Source organism: Pseudomonas sp. P4_D7 (assembly GCF_056401755.1).
This window is the reverse complement of the sequence record NZ_JBFUIR010000030.1, coordinates 89,161-104,425: the sequence shown is the minus strand read 5'-3', so window position 1 is coordinate 104,425 and position 15,265 is coordinate 89,161. Positions and strand designations below refer to the sequence as shown.

Genomic DNA, 15,265 nt, shown 5'->3' with positions numbered 1-15,265 from the left:
ATGTCTGTCGAAAAACGGCGGGACGGCCCGCTTCCCCTTCAGGGGTTATGCCATGTTCGAAAAAGTCCTCATCGCCAACCGTGGCGCCATCGCCTGCCGCATCCTGCGCACCCTCGCTTCACTGCAGGTCAAAGGCGTGGCCGTGTATTCCGAAGCCGACGCCGCCAGCCTGCACATTCTGCACGCCGATGAAGCGCACAGCCTCGGTGAAGGCGCCGCTGCCGGCACGTATCTGGCGGTCGACAAAATTCTCGCCATCGCCAAGCAAAGCGGCGCCACGGCGATCCATCCCGGTTACGGGTTTCTCTCGGAGAACGCCGCGTTCGCCGAAGCCTGCGCAGCGCACGACATCGCTTTCATCGGCCCGACGCCGGAACAACTGCGCGTATTCGGCCTCAAGCACACCGCCCGTGCGCTGGCCAAACAGCACGGCGTGCCCATGCTCGAAGGCACCGAACTGCTCGACAGCCTCGACGCCGCGCTGATTGCCGGCGAACAGGTCGGCTACCCGGTGATGCTGAAAAGCACCGCCGGCGGTGGCGGCATCGGCATGCGCGTGTGCCGCAGCGCCAGCGAATTGAGCGAATCCTTCGAAGCGGTAAAACGTCTCGGCCAGAACAACTTTAGCGACGCTGGCGTGTTCATCGAGAAGTACATTCAGCGCGCCCGGCATCTGGAAGTGCAGGTGTTCGGTGACGGTCGCGGTGAAGTCATCGCCCTCGGAGTGCGCGACTGCTCGGTGCAGCGGCGCAATCAGAAAGTCCTCGAAGAAACCCCGGCGCCGAACCTGCCGGACGGAATGGCCGAAGAGCTGTGCGCAGCGGCGATCAAGCTGGCGAAAGCGGTGAACTACCGCAGCGCCGGAACCGTGGAATTCGTCTTCGACAGCGAGGCGCAGCGTTTTTACTTTCTCGAAGTGAACACGCGTTTGCAGGTCGAGCACGGCGTCACTGAACAAGTCTGGGGCGTCGATCTGGTGCGCTGGATGGTTGAGCTGGCGGCGGGTGAGCTGCCGCCGCTGAGCGAACTCATATGTGGTTTGCAACCCGAGGGCCATGCGATTCAGGCGCGGTTGTATGCGGAAGATCCGGGGCGCGATTTCCAGCCGAGCCCGGGCCTGCTGACGGCGGTGGAGTTTCCGCCGGCCAACGGCATTCAACTGCGCATCGATACCTGGGTCGAGGCCGGTTGCGAGATCCCGCCGTACTTCGATCCGATGATCGCCAAGGTCATCACTTGGGCGCCGACTCGCGAACAGGCGCGCGCCGAGCTGCATAAAGCGCTGGGCGAAAGTCTGTTGTACGGTGTGGAAACCAACCGCGATTACCTGCGGCAGATTTTGCTCGACACGCCGTTCGCCAGCGGTGAGCCGTGGACCCGTTGTCTGGAAGGTCTGATCTATCGCGCCAACACTTTCGAAGTGCTCAGCGCCGGCACGCAAACCAGTGTGCAGGACTATCCCGGTCGCCTCGGCTACTGGGCGGTCGGTGTGCCGCCGTCGGGGCCGATGGACAGCCGTGCATTGCGTCTGGGTAATCGCTTGCTCGGCAATGCTGAAGGCGCGGCGGCGCTGGAAATCACCATGAGCGGACCTTTGCTGCGCTTCAATTGTGCGGCGGTGGTCGCGGTGACGGGAGCGCCGATTGGCCTGACGCTTGAGGGGAAAAGCGTGCCGATGAACACCACGTTGCTGATCCCCGCTGGTGCGACGTTGCATCTGGGCAGCATCAGCGGCGCCGGGGCACGCAGTTATCTGTGTCTGCGCGGTGGCTTGCAGGTGCCGGATTACCTGGGCAGCAAAAGTACTTTCACTCTGGGTCAGTTTGGTGGGCACGGTGGTCGGGCGTTGCGTGCCGGGGATGTGTTGCATATCGCTGCGCTGAAGGACCGCAGTGCGGGTCAGCAACTGGCCGAGCAGCACATCACCGCGTTGCCGGCGGTGCGGCAGATTCGGGTGATTTACGGCCCGCACGCGGCACCGGAATACTTCACTGAAAACTACATCAGCACTTTTTTTCAAACTCAGTGGGAAGTGCATTTCAACTCCAGCCGCACCGGTGTCCGGCTGATCGGGCCGAAGCCGGAATGGGTGCGGGCCGACGGTGGCGAGGCGGGGTTGCATCCGTCGAACATTCACGACAATCCGTATGCCATTGGCGCGGTGGATTTCACCGGGGATATGCCGGTGATCCTCGGCCCGGATGGCCCGAGCCTTGGCGGTTTTGTCTGCCCGGTGACGGTGATCGAAGCGGATCTTTGGCAGCTTGGGCAGCTCAAGGCGGGCGATAAAATCCAGTTCATTCCTGTCGACCTCAAGACCGCCCGCGATCTCGCCTTGAAATGGGATCTCCCCTGTGGGAGCGAGCTTGCTCGCGAAAAGGCCGTGTCAGTCAACATTGATGTGTCTGACACACCGCATTCGCGAGCAAGCTCGCTCCCACAGGGTTTGATGTCGCCTGTGGTGCTGGATTTGGGTCAGGGGGATCGGCGGCTTGTTGCACGGGTCTCCGGGGATACTCATCTGTTGCTGGAAATCGGCGAGCCGGAACTCAATCTGGTTCTGCGCTTCCGCGCCCACGCCCTCATGCAAGCGCTGGAACTCAAAACCCTGCACGGCGTGATCGACCTCACCCCCGGCATTCGCTCGCTGCAAATCCACTACCAGCCCGAGCAACTGCCGCTGGCCGATCTGCTCGGCATCATCGCTGGCGAGTGGGACGCGGTGTGCGCCGCCAACGACCTGCAAGTGCCGTCGCGCATCGTGCATTTGCCGCTGTCTTGGGACGACCCGGCTTGCCAGTTGGCCATCGAGAAATACATGACCACCGTGCGTAAGGACGCGCCGTGGTGCCCGAGCAATCTGGAGTTCATCCGGCGCATCAACGACCTGCCGAATCTCGACGAAGTACAGCGCACGGTGTTCGATGCCAGCTATCTGGTAATGGGTCTTGGCGATGTTTACCTCGGAGCGCCAGTCGCCACGCCGCTGGATCCGCGTCATCGTTTGGTGACGACCAAATACAACCCGGCACGCACCTGGACCGCTGAAAACTCGGTGGGCATCGGCGGCGCCTACATGTGTGTGTACGGCATGGAAGGCCCCGGCGGTTATCAGTTTGTCGGGCGCACTCTGCAGATGTGGAATCGCTACCGCGAAGTCGCCGCGTTCGATGGCAAACCGTGGCTGCTGCGCTTCTTCGATCAGATTCGTTTCTACCCGGTCAGCGCCGAAGAACTGCTGCGCATCCGCCGTGATTTTCCGCTGGGGCGCTTCGATCCCAACATCGAACACAGCCAGCTCAACCTTGCCGATTATCAGGCTTTTCTCAATCGCGAAGCCGAAGGCATCAGTGCCTTTCGTGCCCAGCAACAGGGTGCCTTCAACGCCGAACGCGAACGCTGGATCGCCAGCGGTCAGGCGCATTTCGACAGCGAAGAAGCCGTGCCGGAATCGACCGAGGATGCGCCACTGGCCGACGGTGAACACAGCGTCGACAGCCACATTGCCGGCAATCTCTGGCAGGTGCAGGTCGAGGCCGGCAGCCGTGTCGCGGCGGGCGATGTGCTGGTGATTCTCGAGTCGATGAAGATGGAGATCCCGGTACTCGCGCCGCTGGCCGGGGTGGTGCGCGAGATTCGCGTGCAACCCGGTTCGGCGGTGCGCGCCGGACAACGCGTCGTGGTGCTGGCACTCGACTGAAGCCAATTGGATAAGGATCAACTGATGAATCTGCAACTCGATGTTCTGCGCCAGGCCTATCGCAATGGCGACACCACACCGCGTCAACTGCTGCTGAAATTGCGCGAGAAAGCCGCCGCGCTGAACCCGGATTATCACCTGTTCATTCATCTGCTCAGCGCCGCCGAACTGGAGCCGTATCTCGCCGCCCTCGACGGTCGTGACCTCGACAACCTGCCGCTGTACGGCGTGCCGTTTGCGATCAAAGACAACATTGATCTGGCGGGGATTGCGACCACCGCCGCGTGTCCGGACTTTGCTTATGTGCCGGAACGCTCGGCGACCATCGTCGAGCAGTTGATCGCCTTGGGCGCGATTCCACTGGGCAAGACCAATCTCGATCAATTTGCCACGGGCCTCAATGGCAGCCGCTCGCCTTATGGCGCATGCCCGAACAGTGTGCTGACGGAATATCCGTCCGGCGGTTCCAGCGCCGGTTCGTCGCTGGCGGTGGCATTGGGCGTGGCGAGTTTTGCCTTGGGCACCGACACCGCAGGCTCCGGTCGGGTGCCGGCGGCGCTGAACAATCTGGTCGGGTTGAAGGCGAGCAAAGGGCTGATCTCCACGGCCGGCGTGCTGCCGGCTTGCCGCACGCTGGATTGCGTGACCACGTTCACCGCCACAGCGCGTGAGGCCAGTCAGTTGCTGGCGCTGACCGCCAAACTAGATCCGCGCGACGAATACAGCCGCCGCAATCCATCGTGGAATGACGGCTCGGCGTTTGGTGCGCCACGGGCGTTTCGTTTCGGTGTGCCGCGCGCGCAGGACCTTGAGTTTTTCGGCTGCGTCGAAGGCCCGTTGTTGTTCGGCGATGCCATCGACCGGCTCAAAGCCTTGGGTGGCGAAGCGGTCGAACTGGACCTGTCGCCCTTCCTTGAAGCTGCGCGCCTGCTTTACGAAGGGCCGTGGGTTGCCGAGCGCTATAGCGTGGCGGGTGAGTTGATGGAGCAGAATCCCGAAGCGGTGTTACCGGTGATTCGAGCCGTGCTGGCGAAAGCCCCGGCGGTGAGCGGCGTGCAGACCTTCCGTGCGCAGTATCGGCTACAAGCCCTGAAAGCCCTGTGCGATCAGGCCCTCGAAGGCCTCGACTGCGTGCTGAGCCCGACCATCGGCCGTGCGGTGACGCTGGCCGAACTGCACGCCGAACCGGTGCTGCGCAACTCCGAACTGGGTTACTACACCAACTTCATGAACCTGCTCGACTACGCCGCCGTCGCCGTGCCGAGCGCGTTCATGGCCAACGGTTTGCCGTGGGGCGTGACGCTGTTTGGCCGGGCGTTCACCGATCAATACCTGCTGAGCGTGGCCGATGCGCTGCAGCGTCAGCTGGATTCCGACCTGCCGACACCGGCGAACGTTGCACGTCATGATCGCGCACGCATTGTGGTGTGTGGCGCGCATCTGCAAGGGTTGGCGTTGAACTGGCAACTGACCCAGCGGGGTGGGCGCTTGCTGGAAACGACGTTGAGTTCGCCGGACTATCAACTGTATGCGTTGGCCGGCGGCCCGCCATTGCGGCCGGGGATGGTGCGAGTCAAGGATGGCGGCGTGGCGATTGCGGTGGAAGTGTGGGAATTGCCGAGCAGTGAATTGGGCTCGTTCCTGACCGGGATTCCGGCGCCGCTGGGACTGGGCAAAGTGCAACTGGCGGACGGACGTTGGGAGAGCGGGTTTATCTGCGAGCCGTATGGTCTGGAGGGTGCGCTGGACATCAGCCATTTGGGGGGATGGCGGGCGTATCTTGAGACTCGGAACTGATCCAGAAACCAACCCTCACCCTAGCCCTCTCCCGGAGGGAGAGGGGACTGACCGAGGTGTTTGTCAGGTGGTTGCCATTCGGTGATACCGAGCCGAACACATTTTTTGAAATCACCACAATCTAGCTCCCTCTCCTTCCGGGAGTGGGATGGCGGGCGCATCTTGAAACTTGGAACTGATCCAGAAACCAGCCCTCAGCCTAGCCCTCTCCCGGAGGGAGAGGGGACTGACCGAGGTGTTTGTCAGGTGGTTGCCATTCGGTGATACCGAGCCGAACACACTTTTTGAAATCACCACAATCTAGCTCCCTCTCCCTCCGGGAGTGGGTTGGCGGGCGCATCTTGAAACTTGGAACTGATCCAGAAACCAGCCCTCAGCCTAGCCCTCTCCCGGACGGAGAGGGGACTGACCGGGGTGTTTGTCAGGTGGTTGCCATTCGGTGATACCGAGCCGAACACACTTTTTGAAATCACCACAATCTAGCTCCCTCTCCCTCCGGGAGAGGGCTGGGGTGAGGGAGCTATCCTCCTGACACACCCTCTACGTCATATCCCCCGCCATTTCAGGCATAAATCCCGCAGGCTTTTCCCGGCCATCCCACTAGAATGCATGCCATCGGGCCACTGCCAACGGAACCGCCATGCCGCTTCGTTCTCCCCTGTACTCGCAACGCTCACTGGTCCTGACGCTGATCGCCCTGCTCGGCGCCGGTTTCCTCGCCACGTCGTTGCTCAGCTACTACGCCTCCCGCGAGTCGATCCGCGACAACATCGTCAACACTGAACTGCCGCTGACGTCCGATACGGTGTACTCGGAAATCCAGAAAGACCTGGTCCGGCCGATCCTGATTTCCTCGATGATGTCCCGCGACACCTTCATGCGCGACTGGGTGGTCAACGGCGAACAAAACCCCGAGCAGATGACCCGCTACCTCGACGAGGTCATGACCCACTACGGCGCCTACACCGCGTTCTTCGTCTCCAACGCCAGCCACACCTATTACCACGCCAAAGGCGTGCTCAAGCAGGTCAAGGTCGACGAACCGCGCGACGCCTGGTACTTCCGCGTGCGTGACATGAAGGATCCTTACGAAATCAACGTCGATCCGGATCTGGCCAACAAGGACAACCTGACCTTCTTCATCAACTACAAGGTTTACGACTACCACAACCGCTTCATCGGTGCGGCAGGCGTCGGTCTGACCGTGGACGCGGTGATCAAGCTGATCGACAAGTATCAACAGCGCTATCAACGCAGCGTGTATTTCGTCGACACCTTCGGTCGACTGGTATTGACCGGCGCCGAGGGCGGTCCGGAAGGTGCGCACATCGGCAAGAGTCTCGGCGAACTCGAGAGCATGAAGAGTCTGGTCAGCCAGTTGCCGAAGCCGCACAGCGGCAGCTACGAATATTCCGCCCACGGTCAGGGGCATTTTCTCAACGTGCGGTTTATTCCGGAGCTGAACTGGTATCTGTTTGTCGATAAACGCGAAGACGGCGCGCTGAGTGAGATCCGCCAGTCGCTGTATCTGAATCTACTGATCTGCCTGCTGGTGACGCTGATTGTGCTGGCGCTGCTCAACCGCGTGATCAAGCGCTACCAAAGCAAAATCCAGGCGCAGGCCATTCTCGACAGTCTCACCGAACTGCCCAACCGCCGAGGCTTCGACATTCTCGCCGCACAGGCCCTGCACGAAGCACAACGCGAAACCAAACCACTGACCGCGCTGCTGCTCGACCTCGACCATTTCAAGGTGTTGAACGACACTTACGGGCACATGGCCGGCGATCAGGTGTTGATCGGTTTCGCCCGCGATCTGCAAAGTTGCCTGCGCCATGCCGACATTGTCTGCCGCTGGGGTGGTGAGGAATTTATCGTTTTACTGAAGGACACCGACGGCGATACCGGTCAGAAAATTGCCGAAAAGATCCGCCAACACGTCGAACAACACGAATATGCATACGACGGCCACAGCCTCAATCTGACGGTGAGCATCGGCGCCACCACCCTGCAACGCGATGACACCTTGCACAGCCTGCTGTCGCGGGCCGATCATGCGATGTACCGAGCCAAACAAACCGGCCGCAACCGCACCTGCGTGGAAATGCCTCACTCGACTTATGCCTGATTCCGACGTTAAACCCGACCATTGCCCGGCCTGCGGCGCCCGCAACGACTGCAGTCTGGCCGACCCGCGCACCGCCGACCGCGAATGCTGGTGCTATGGCGTGAGCATCGATCCGGCCGTGCTTGAAGCGCTGCCGCCAGAGTTGCGCAACCAATCCTGCCTGTGCCCGCGTTGCGCGCAAGTCGAGGCGCAACTGCAAGCGGCCAGGCGGCCGATCCCGTAAGATGCGCGCCCCGCCACTCACTGAAACCTGAACATGCGCGTCGACCGTTTCCTCAGCAACCTGCCCCGCTACAACCGTCAGCAGGTTCGTCTGTTGCTGGTGGAAAAGCGCGTGCGAATTGACGGAAAAGTCGTCAGCGATCCGCACAGCGAAGTGCTGGAATTCAGCCGTGTCGAAGTCGATGACGAAGTGCTACAAGTCGGCAAAGCGGCGCGCTACTTCATGCTGCACAAGCCGCCGGGCTGCGTCAGCGCCACCCGCGATCCGCAACATCCGACGGTGCTCGACCTCATCGATGAACCGGACAAGGATGACCTGCACATCGCCGGACGCCTGGACTTCAATACCACCGGCCTGATGCTGATCACCAACGACGGCGCGTGGTCGCGCCGCCTGACCCAGCCGCAGACCAAACTGCCGAAGGTCTACTACGTCGAGACCGAGCAAGAGATTGGCGCGCAATATGCGAGCACTTTTGCCGAGGGGATCTACTTCGCCTTCGAAGACCTGACCACGCAGCCGGCGCACCTGGAGCTGCTCGGCCCACGCTCGGCGCGGCTGAGCATCGTCGAGGGCCGCTACCATCAGGTGAAGCRCATGTTTGGTTTCTTCAACAACAAAGTCCTGCGCCTGCACCGCGAATCCATGGGGCTTCTGCACCTCGATAACGCGCTAAAACCGGGCGAGTACCGCGCTTTGCGCACCGAAGAGATCCATTTGTTCTAAGCCCGCGACCGCTCAGCAGAAGTTGTCGAACAATTTACCAACGGCACTTGCGCGATCCCTACTCCCCTGCTTGAATCAGGACGTCGGCCAGATTGTGACCGATGAGTCACAACAGACATCCAAGAAACTTTTTGCCGGTAGAGAGCCTTCAAGGCTCCGCCTCAGCCGGCAGACTGCCCGCCAATAACAATACCCGTCGACCGCAGTCATGGATCGACATGGGCCAAGCAAATTCCAGGCGTATGCCTACCTGTCACAAAGCTCGTGCAATCTCTATTTGCGCGCATACCCGCTTGCTTGCCAGGAGTCTTATGACATGAGGCCAGAAATCGCTGTGCTGGATATACAGGGTCAGTATCGGGTTTACACGGAGTTCTATCGCGCAGACGCCGCAGAAAAGACCATCATCCTGGTCAACGGCTCGATGGCCACGACTGCGTCGTTTGCACAGACTGTGAAAAACCTGCACCCGCAATTCAACGTGGTCTGCTACGACCAGCCCTACGCGGGCAGGTCAAAAGCCCACAATCGCCACGAGAAACATCTGACGAAGGACGTCGAAGGGCAGATTCTGCTCGAGCTGATCGACCACTTCGCCGCCGAACACGTGCTGTCGTTCTCCTGGGGCGGCGCCGCGACCCTGGTCGCCCTCGCCCACCAGCCACGGCGCATCGAACGGGCGGTGATCAGCTCGTTCTCGCCAGTGATCAACGCGCACATGCTCGATTACCTCGAACGCGGTGTCGACTACCTCGGCCAGCGCGACGGCGACCGCGTCGGCCATCTGGTCAACAACACCATCGGCAAACACCTGCCGTCGTTGTTCAAACGCTTCAACTATCGCCACGTCAGCAGCCTCGCCGAGCACGAATACGGGCAGATGCACTTCCACATCAGCGACGTGCTGCACAGCGATCGGCAGTGCTATCTGAATGCAGCGAAAAAGATCAACGTGCCAGTGCTGTTTCTAAACGGCGAATGGGACGAGTACACCGCTGCCGAAGATGCACGCCTGTTTGGCAACCACGTGGCGCAGAGCACGTTCACCACGCTGCAGGCCACCGGGCATTTTCTCGACATGGAACACAAGGCGGCCTGCCGCGATAGCCAGAACGCCTTGCTTGGCTTTCTGAAACCGGCACAGCAGACCAGCCGAACGCGTTACTCGTTTGTTCAGGATCAACATGCATTGGCTATTTGAAAGGGTGTCGTCGCGAGCGAGGCTGTGGGGCTGGGATTTTGCTTTACGCACCGCAGTGCTCGCCCGCGATTGACCGATTTCAGTGATTCAAAGCGTTCATGAGTAAAAGAAAAACTTCAAATCCGTGGCCGAGTCTGGTACAAAGTCAGCCGCTCTGAGCGGGTATAGTTTAATGGTAGAACAGTAGCTTCCCAAGCTTCCGACGAGGGTTCGATTCCCTCTACCCGCTCCACTCAAATATTGGTCTCACGTTGTGTTTTTTGACGGGAGATGCAGGAACAGAAAAAACCGGCCTTGATGGCCGGTTTTTTTGTGCCTGAAAAAATCCGATGCTGCATTTCGAAACAATGCAAAAACCTGCAACACACTCTGAATCCTTGGGGATTCAAACCTCTGAACCGAATGACGGACAATGACCACTTGGTGGTTATAGTGTTGATCACAAAAGCCAAGTAGGTATAGGCCAGCTCGTCGCAGACGGTTGGTCTTTAGTGCGGGTCAGAGGCAGCCACCATCACTTCAAACAACCAGTCAAGCCTGGACAGGTCACTGTGCCGCATCCGAAGAAAAATCTGTTGAAGAAAACGGCCATCAGTATTTTGCAACAAGCGCTGCTCTGACTTGTTCAGGTCATCGGCACGAAGGAGGAAACGAATATGCTCTACCCGATTGCGATTTCAATAGGTGATGAGGAACACGCCTGGGGCGTGGAGGTGCCGGACATTCCGGGCTGCTTTTCGGCTGGCGATGATCTGGATGATGCCGTCGCCATGGCTCGCGAAGCCATCGAGGGGCATTTCGAAATTTTGGCTGAGGACGGTGCGCCGATCCCGGCTGCGAGCAAACTTGGCGTGAACGTCGCTAATCCGAAGTACGCAGGATGTGCATGGGCCGTGGTCGATATAGATGTCGTGAAGTACTTGGGTAAAGCCCAGAAACTCAACATCACTTTGCCGGGGCACTTGCTCAACCGCATTGATGAGTATGTGTTGCATCACCCGGAAGAGAAAAGCCGCTCGGGCTTTCTGGCGTCGGCGGCTCTGAAAGTTTTGCAGCAGGGTTGAACCTTGGCGCGTCAACCCGTGCTGGCCTATCCTAACCATTAAACCTAATTACATTTTCTTGTGAGTTAAATTATATTTTCAGGCTTAATCCACAGTATATTGTGTACTGACAATCAAAACTGAACGCCGACGGTACACACGACATGCTGGATTTAAGCCTCACTACCGCGAGCGAGATCGTCAAACGGATTTGCCACCGCCTGCGCACAGAACGATTGGCTTTGGAGATGACACAGGCAGACGTGGCCGCTCGCGCGGGCATTGCGACGAATACGGTGTCAAACCTTGAAGCCGGTCGTAATGTGAGTTTCGACAACATGGTGCGAGTGGCGATGGTTCTCGGGCGCGAAAAGGAACTCGAAGGGTTGTTTCTGCCAAGGCTCGAAACTCTGGACGATATCATTCGCTACGAAAAAACGGCCAAGCGTCATCGCATCAAAAGGAAAGCCGACAATGCTTGAACAAGTTGACGTCTACTACGAGGGCTGGGGGGAACGTTGGCGGTGGGGCACACTTGCTTCGACGAAAGCCCTGACCGGTCGCCCGCAGGTCATGTTTGAGTACAGCGATGAGGCAAAAAACAGAGGGCTGGAACTCTCCTCCTTGAGGCTTCCATTACAGGGAGCCAGGTTAAACCGGGATTTCCCGTCACATCAGCTGGGACTGCCTGGGCCGGTTTATGACTCGCTGCCAGATGGCTGGGGCATGTTGCTGATGGACCGATTGTTCAAACGTCGAGGCCTCAACCCCGCGCGCATAGGCCCCTTGGAGCGGCTAGCCTACATTGGCAACAATGCCATGGGGGCCATGTCGTTTGAACCTGTTGCACCCGAGGCGCTGGAAACGCAAATGCATGTTCCCATCGACTTGCTCGCATCCGAAGTGCAGGAGGTACTCAAAGGTAAAGGTGGAGAGCTTCTCCAGAAGCTGCTACTGGTCGGAGGCTCTCCACAGGGCGCCCGACCCAAAGCGCTGGTGTATCGCGATCCGCACACTGACGCCTTTACTACGGCTGCCACTCCCGGTTTCGAAGCCTGGTTGGTGAAGTTTCCGGCTCAGCAAGAACATCCCGAGGTGTGCGCCATCGAAATGGTCTATGCCGAATGTTTACGCTTGTGCGGTATCCAAACCCCTGACACTCGTTATTTCAGCCTGTCTGAAGGAATGGCCGCTTTTGCCACCAAACGCTTTGACCGACAAAACGACTTGCGGGTGCCCATGCAGAGTCTTGCAGCCTTTACCGGTGCGGACTTCAGATCCCCAGGGGCGCTGGACTACGTCAACTTCTTGCGTGCGACTCATAAGTGCAGCAATGACGTACGAGAGAAAGCCGTAGCGTTTGAGCGGGTCGTCTTCAATGTCGCATTCAATAACCGAGACGACCATCCGAAGAACTTTGCTTACATCATGTCGCCTGGCGGAGACTGGAAATTAGCGCCGGCCTATGACGTCACTTTCTGCGAGGGGCCGGGAGGCTATCACCAGATGGACGTGATGGGTGAAGCCTTGGAAATTGGAAGAGAACACCTGCTCAACCTTGCAGTGGAGGCTGAAGTAAACGCCGCTACGGCCGCCGACATCATTGACCGATTTTGCGAGGTAGCTAGCCGATTCTCAGCCATGGCTGAAAGTTTGTATCCAGGCGTGATCACCCAGGAAACCTTGCACACCATTCAACAACGCATCGACCACAACATCGGGCTACTTGCCTGAGTTCGTGCTGCCAAGTAGCAGTCTTGAGAAACCGGCACTCATTGGCCGGTTTCTTTGGCTTCTTAAGGCGATCGAGTTAACCCGCCGGCACAACCTTATCCAGTGCCTGATTCACCGCCAATTCCCCCAACATGACGACCTGCGCGATGCCGAGTGCAGTCTTGCGGTGTGAGGTGTCGAGCAGCGCGGCGAAGTTGTTGAGCATGGTGGTGGCCGAGCCGAGGGTTTCGCTGGCGTTGGCCAGCAGAGACTCGGTGTCGTAGGCAGGGTTGGCGAGGTACATCGGTTCGGGTTCGTGAGTGGAACCCATGATTCTGGCCGTGGGGCTTAGATAGTGGTCGAGGGCGCGTTCGGCGGCTTCGTGGAATTTCTTTGAGTTGGGTGATTCGTAGGGGGATGCCGGATCGGTTTCCGGCGGATTGGGCGTAACTTTGAACATTGGATTGAGACCTTTTCGTAAGGCCGCAACCGATCTCGCTACTAAACGGATGGGTGGCAGCTGTGCGCAAGTTAGTAGACCGGACCCCAATCCAAATCCGGCGCACCCGAGGGCGCCATGCGCACAGCCACCATCAGGTGCAGGCATTCGCCTGACTGAGTGGTACTCATGCAGCTATTTAGATTGAGGATGCCGGGCTACTAAACCCGATCACTGGAAATCAGTGACGCGAACCAAGTTACCGACTGCCCCAAAGGCGCACAAGCCGGCGGATTCTGGCGTAGCGGTAGGCAACGGCGCAAGGATTTGTAGGCTTCAGGACGTAACACTGCACGCCTTTAAACACTTCGCTCGGAAGACGTTTACGCGGCGATAAAATATAGCGATCTCCCCGACATTACAGATCCATAACACTCCACCGGTTTCCACCTCCCACCCGACCAACTAGCATTTCCTCATCACCCACCACCCTCCCCCTGCGCGGCCATCGACGAATACGCGCCATCACTTTAGAGGGACTCCAATCGCGGCCAATTTGCCGCTGACGATCGAACTCAAAAGAGCCATTCACCATGACGCAAAACATTTACGACGATCCCGAATTCTTTCAAGGCTACAGCCAGATGAACCGTTCCATCGGCGGCCTCGACGCGGCGCCGGAGTGGCCAGCGCTCAAGGCGCTGTTGCCCTCCATGCACGGCCTGAACGTGGTGGATCTGGGCTGCGGTTATGGCTGGTTCAGTCGCTGGGCGCTTGAGAATGGCGCCGCCAGTGTCTTGGGACTTGATGTCTCGGAGAAGATGCTGGAGCGGGCGCGGGAGACCACGACGGCGGCGAACATTCGTTATGAGCGCGCCGACCTGGAACAGCTCGACCTGCCCGCTTGCAGTTTCGATCTGGCTTACAGCTCGCTGGCGCTGCATTACATCAAGGATTTGCCGGGGCTGTTTGCGCGCCTGTACACGGCGCTGAAACCGGGTTCGCACTTTGTGTTTTCCATTGAGCATCCAATCTTCATGGCGCCGCGTAATCCGGGCTGGTTGGTGGATAGTGAAGGTAACAAGCGTTGGCCGCTGGACAGCTATCAGTTGGAGGGTGAGCGGGTTACGAACTGGTTGGCCGAGGGAGTGATCAAGCAGCATCGTACGGTCGGGACATTGCTCAATTCGCTGATCGACGCAGGGTTCACGATTCGACATGTCAATGAATGGGGGCCGAGCGATGCTGAAGTGGCGGCGCAACCGGCGCTGGCAGAAGAGCGGGAGCGGCCGATGATGATGTTGGTAGCGGTGCAGAAGCCCTCACCCTAACCCTCTCCCAGAGGGAGAGGGGACTGACCGCAGTGCCAGTACGAGCTACGCCGACGTGCGAAATCCAGCCGAACTCAGGTTATGAAAAAAACACCAATCGGCTCCCTCTCCCTTGGGAGAGGGCTGGGGTGAGGGGGCCGTCCGAGAGCGCACCAAAAATCTCAAGCCGAACAACAGACTCAATTGATTTCAGCACGTCGCGACGATAAACAATCGTGGAAATGGCAACAACACCGAGCCATCCGCCAATGCCGGATAAGCCTTCTCAACCTCCGCCAGATACTGCTCCAGGTACTGCGCCTTTTCCGCCTCGGTCAGCGGACTCAAAAACGGAATCAACCCGCTGCCCTTGAACCACTCCACCACCCCCGCCGCCCCGCCAGACAGCTGATGGTGATAGGTGGTGCGCCACACATCGACCCGCGCACAGTGTGGCCGCAGCATCGAGAAATAATCGCTGGCACTCGCCATGTCGGTACGCTGCCCCGCAGCGCCTGAAAGCTTGCTCGCCCATGGACCATTCGCGGCGACTTCACGCATCAAGCGATGGGATGGTTCATTAAGATTGTCCGGCATCTGGATCGCCAGGCTGCCACCTGCGGACAACTTGCTGGCCAACGCCGGCAGCAACGTCGCGTGATCCGGCACCCACTGCAACACGGCGTTGGCGAAGATCACATCGAACGGCCCGGCATCGGCCCACTGATCAATCTCGGCGACATCAAAGCGCAAATCCGGCAAGCGCTTGCGAGCCGCGTCGATCATGTCTGCCGAGCTGTCCAGCCCGCTGACCTTCGCCCCGTGAAAACGCTGTACCAGCAATTCCGTGGAGTTGCCGGGACCGCAACCGATATCGACCACTGTTCGCGCTTCAGCCGCGGGTATCGCCGCCAGCAGATCGCGGGCCGGGCGGGTGCGTTCATCTTCGAAAGCGACGTATTGCTTGGCGGACCAACTCATTGCG

Annotated in this window: 13 protein-coding genes and 1 tRNA gene; 12 read left to right on the top strand and 2 right to left on the bottom strand. The window is 59.3% G+C overall.

The genetic code is table 11. The annotated features are described in order from the left end of the window. Positions 1-52: 52 nt before the first annotated feature. The 11 genes from uca to AC1DVF_RS19190 all read left to right on the top strand — a co-directional run bounded on the left by uca (position 53) and on the right by AC1DVF_RS19190 (position 12,552). A complete protein-coding gene (uca, locus tag AC1DVF_RS19240; RefSeq protein WP_477782983.1) occupies positions 53-3,700 on the top strand; it encodes an urea carboxylase in 3,648 nt (1,215 codons plus the stop codon). Positions 3,701-3,724: 24 nt separating this feature from the next. Next, positions 3,725-5,497, top strand: coding sequence for an allophanate hydrolase (atzF, locus tag AC1DVF_RS19235; protein ID WP_477782982.1), 1,773 nt, complete (start codon positions 3,725-3,727; stop codon positions 5,495-5,497). Between the two features lie 640 nt (positions 5,498-6,137). Further along, complete coding sequence (locus tag AC1DVF_RS19230; RefSeq protein ID WP_477782981.1) at positions 6,138-7,625, top strand: sensor domain-containing diguanylate cyclase; 1,488 nt, start codon at positions 6,138-6,140, stop codon at positions 7,623-7,625. Continuing rightward, a complete protein-coding gene (locus AC1DVF_RS19225) occupies positions 7,618-7,848 on the top strand; it encodes a cysteine-rich CWC family protein (RefSeq protein ID WP_108225318.1) in 231 nt (76 codons plus the stop codon). The genes AC1DVF_RS19230 and AC1DVF_RS19225 overlap by 8 nt, the downstream gene beginning before the upstream one ends. Positions 7,849-7,881: 33 nt before the next feature. Next, complete coding sequence (locus tag AC1DVF_RS19220; protein WP_477782980.1) at positions 7,882-8,574, top strand: pseudouridine synthase; 693 nt, start codon at positions 7,882-7,884, stop codon at positions 8,572-8,574. A gap of 316 nt (positions 8,575-8,890) precedes the next feature. After that, positions 8,891-9,775: an alpha/beta fold hydrolase gene (locus AC1DVF_RS19215; protein WP_064119706.1), complete on the top strand. Its 885-nt coding sequence runs from the start codon at positions 8,891-8,893 to the stop codon at positions 9,773-9,775. A gap of 158 nt (positions 9,776-9,933) precedes the next feature. Next, positions 9,934-10,007 (top strand) — tRNA-Gly (locus tag AC1DVF_RS19210). 226 nt (positions 10,008-10,233) lie between these two features. Next, positions 10,234-10,395 carry a type II toxin-antitoxin system HicA family toxin gene (locus AC1DVF_RS19205; protein ID WP_320337446.1) on the top strand — a complete coding sequence of 54 codons (162 nt, stop codon included), beginning with the start codon at positions 10,234-10,236 and terminating at the stop codon, positions 10,393-10,395. A 36-nt stretch (positions 10,396-10,431) separates the two neighbouring features. Then, complete coding sequence (locus AC1DVF_RS19200; RefSeq protein WP_137218087.1) at positions 10,432-10,839, top strand: type II toxin-antitoxin system HicB family antitoxin; 408 nt, start codon at positions 10,432-10,434, stop codon at positions 10,837-10,839. Between the two features lie 143 nt (positions 10,840-10,982). After that, complete coding sequence (locus AC1DVF_RS19195) at positions 10,983-11,300, top strand: helix-turn-helix domain-containing protein (protein ID WP_007911474.1); 318 nt, start codon at positions 10,983-10,985, stop codon at positions 11,298-11,300. Beyond that, positions 11,293-12,552 carry a type II toxin-antitoxin system HipA family toxin gene (locus AC1DVF_RS19190; RefSeq protein ID WP_460090099.1) on the top strand — a complete coding sequence of 420 codons (1,260 nt, stop codon included), beginning with the start codon at positions 11,293-11,295 and terminating at the stop codon, positions 12,550-12,552. Before AC1DVF_RS19195 ends, AC1DVF_RS19190 begins: the two co-directional genes overlap by 8 nt. A 76-nt stretch (positions 12,553-12,628) precedes the next feature. On the opposite strand, the gene AC1DVF_RS19185 is transcribed toward AC1DVF_RS19190, so the two are convergent. After that, positions 12,629-12,991 carry a DUF6124 family protein gene (locus tag AC1DVF_RS19185; protein ID WP_093438463.1) on the bottom strand — a complete coding sequence of 121 codons (363 nt, stop codon included), beginning with the start codon at positions 12,989-12,991 and terminating at the stop codon, positions 12,629-12,631. A 572-nt stretch (positions 12,992-13,563) separates the two neighbouring features. On the opposite strand from AC1DVF_RS19185, the gene AC1DVF_RS19180 reads away from it, so the two are divergent. Further along, positions 13,564-14,301, top strand: coding sequence for a class I SAM-dependent methyltransferase (locus AC1DVF_RS19180; protein ID WP_460090098.1), 738 nt, complete (start codon positions 13,564-13,566; stop codon positions 14,299-14,301). A 189-nt stretch (positions 14,302-14,490) separates the two neighbouring features. Here the strand turns inward: AC1DVF_RS19180 and tam are convergent, their stop codons facing one another. Next, the gene (gene tam, locus AC1DVF_RS19175) at positions 14,491-15,261 is read right to left on the bottom strand and encodes a trans-aconitate 2-methyltransferase (protein ID WP_477782979.1); all 771 of its coding nucleotides are present in this window, start codon (positions 15,259-15,261) and stop codon (positions 14,491-14,493) included. Positions 15,262-15,265: the final 4 nt, after the last annotated feature.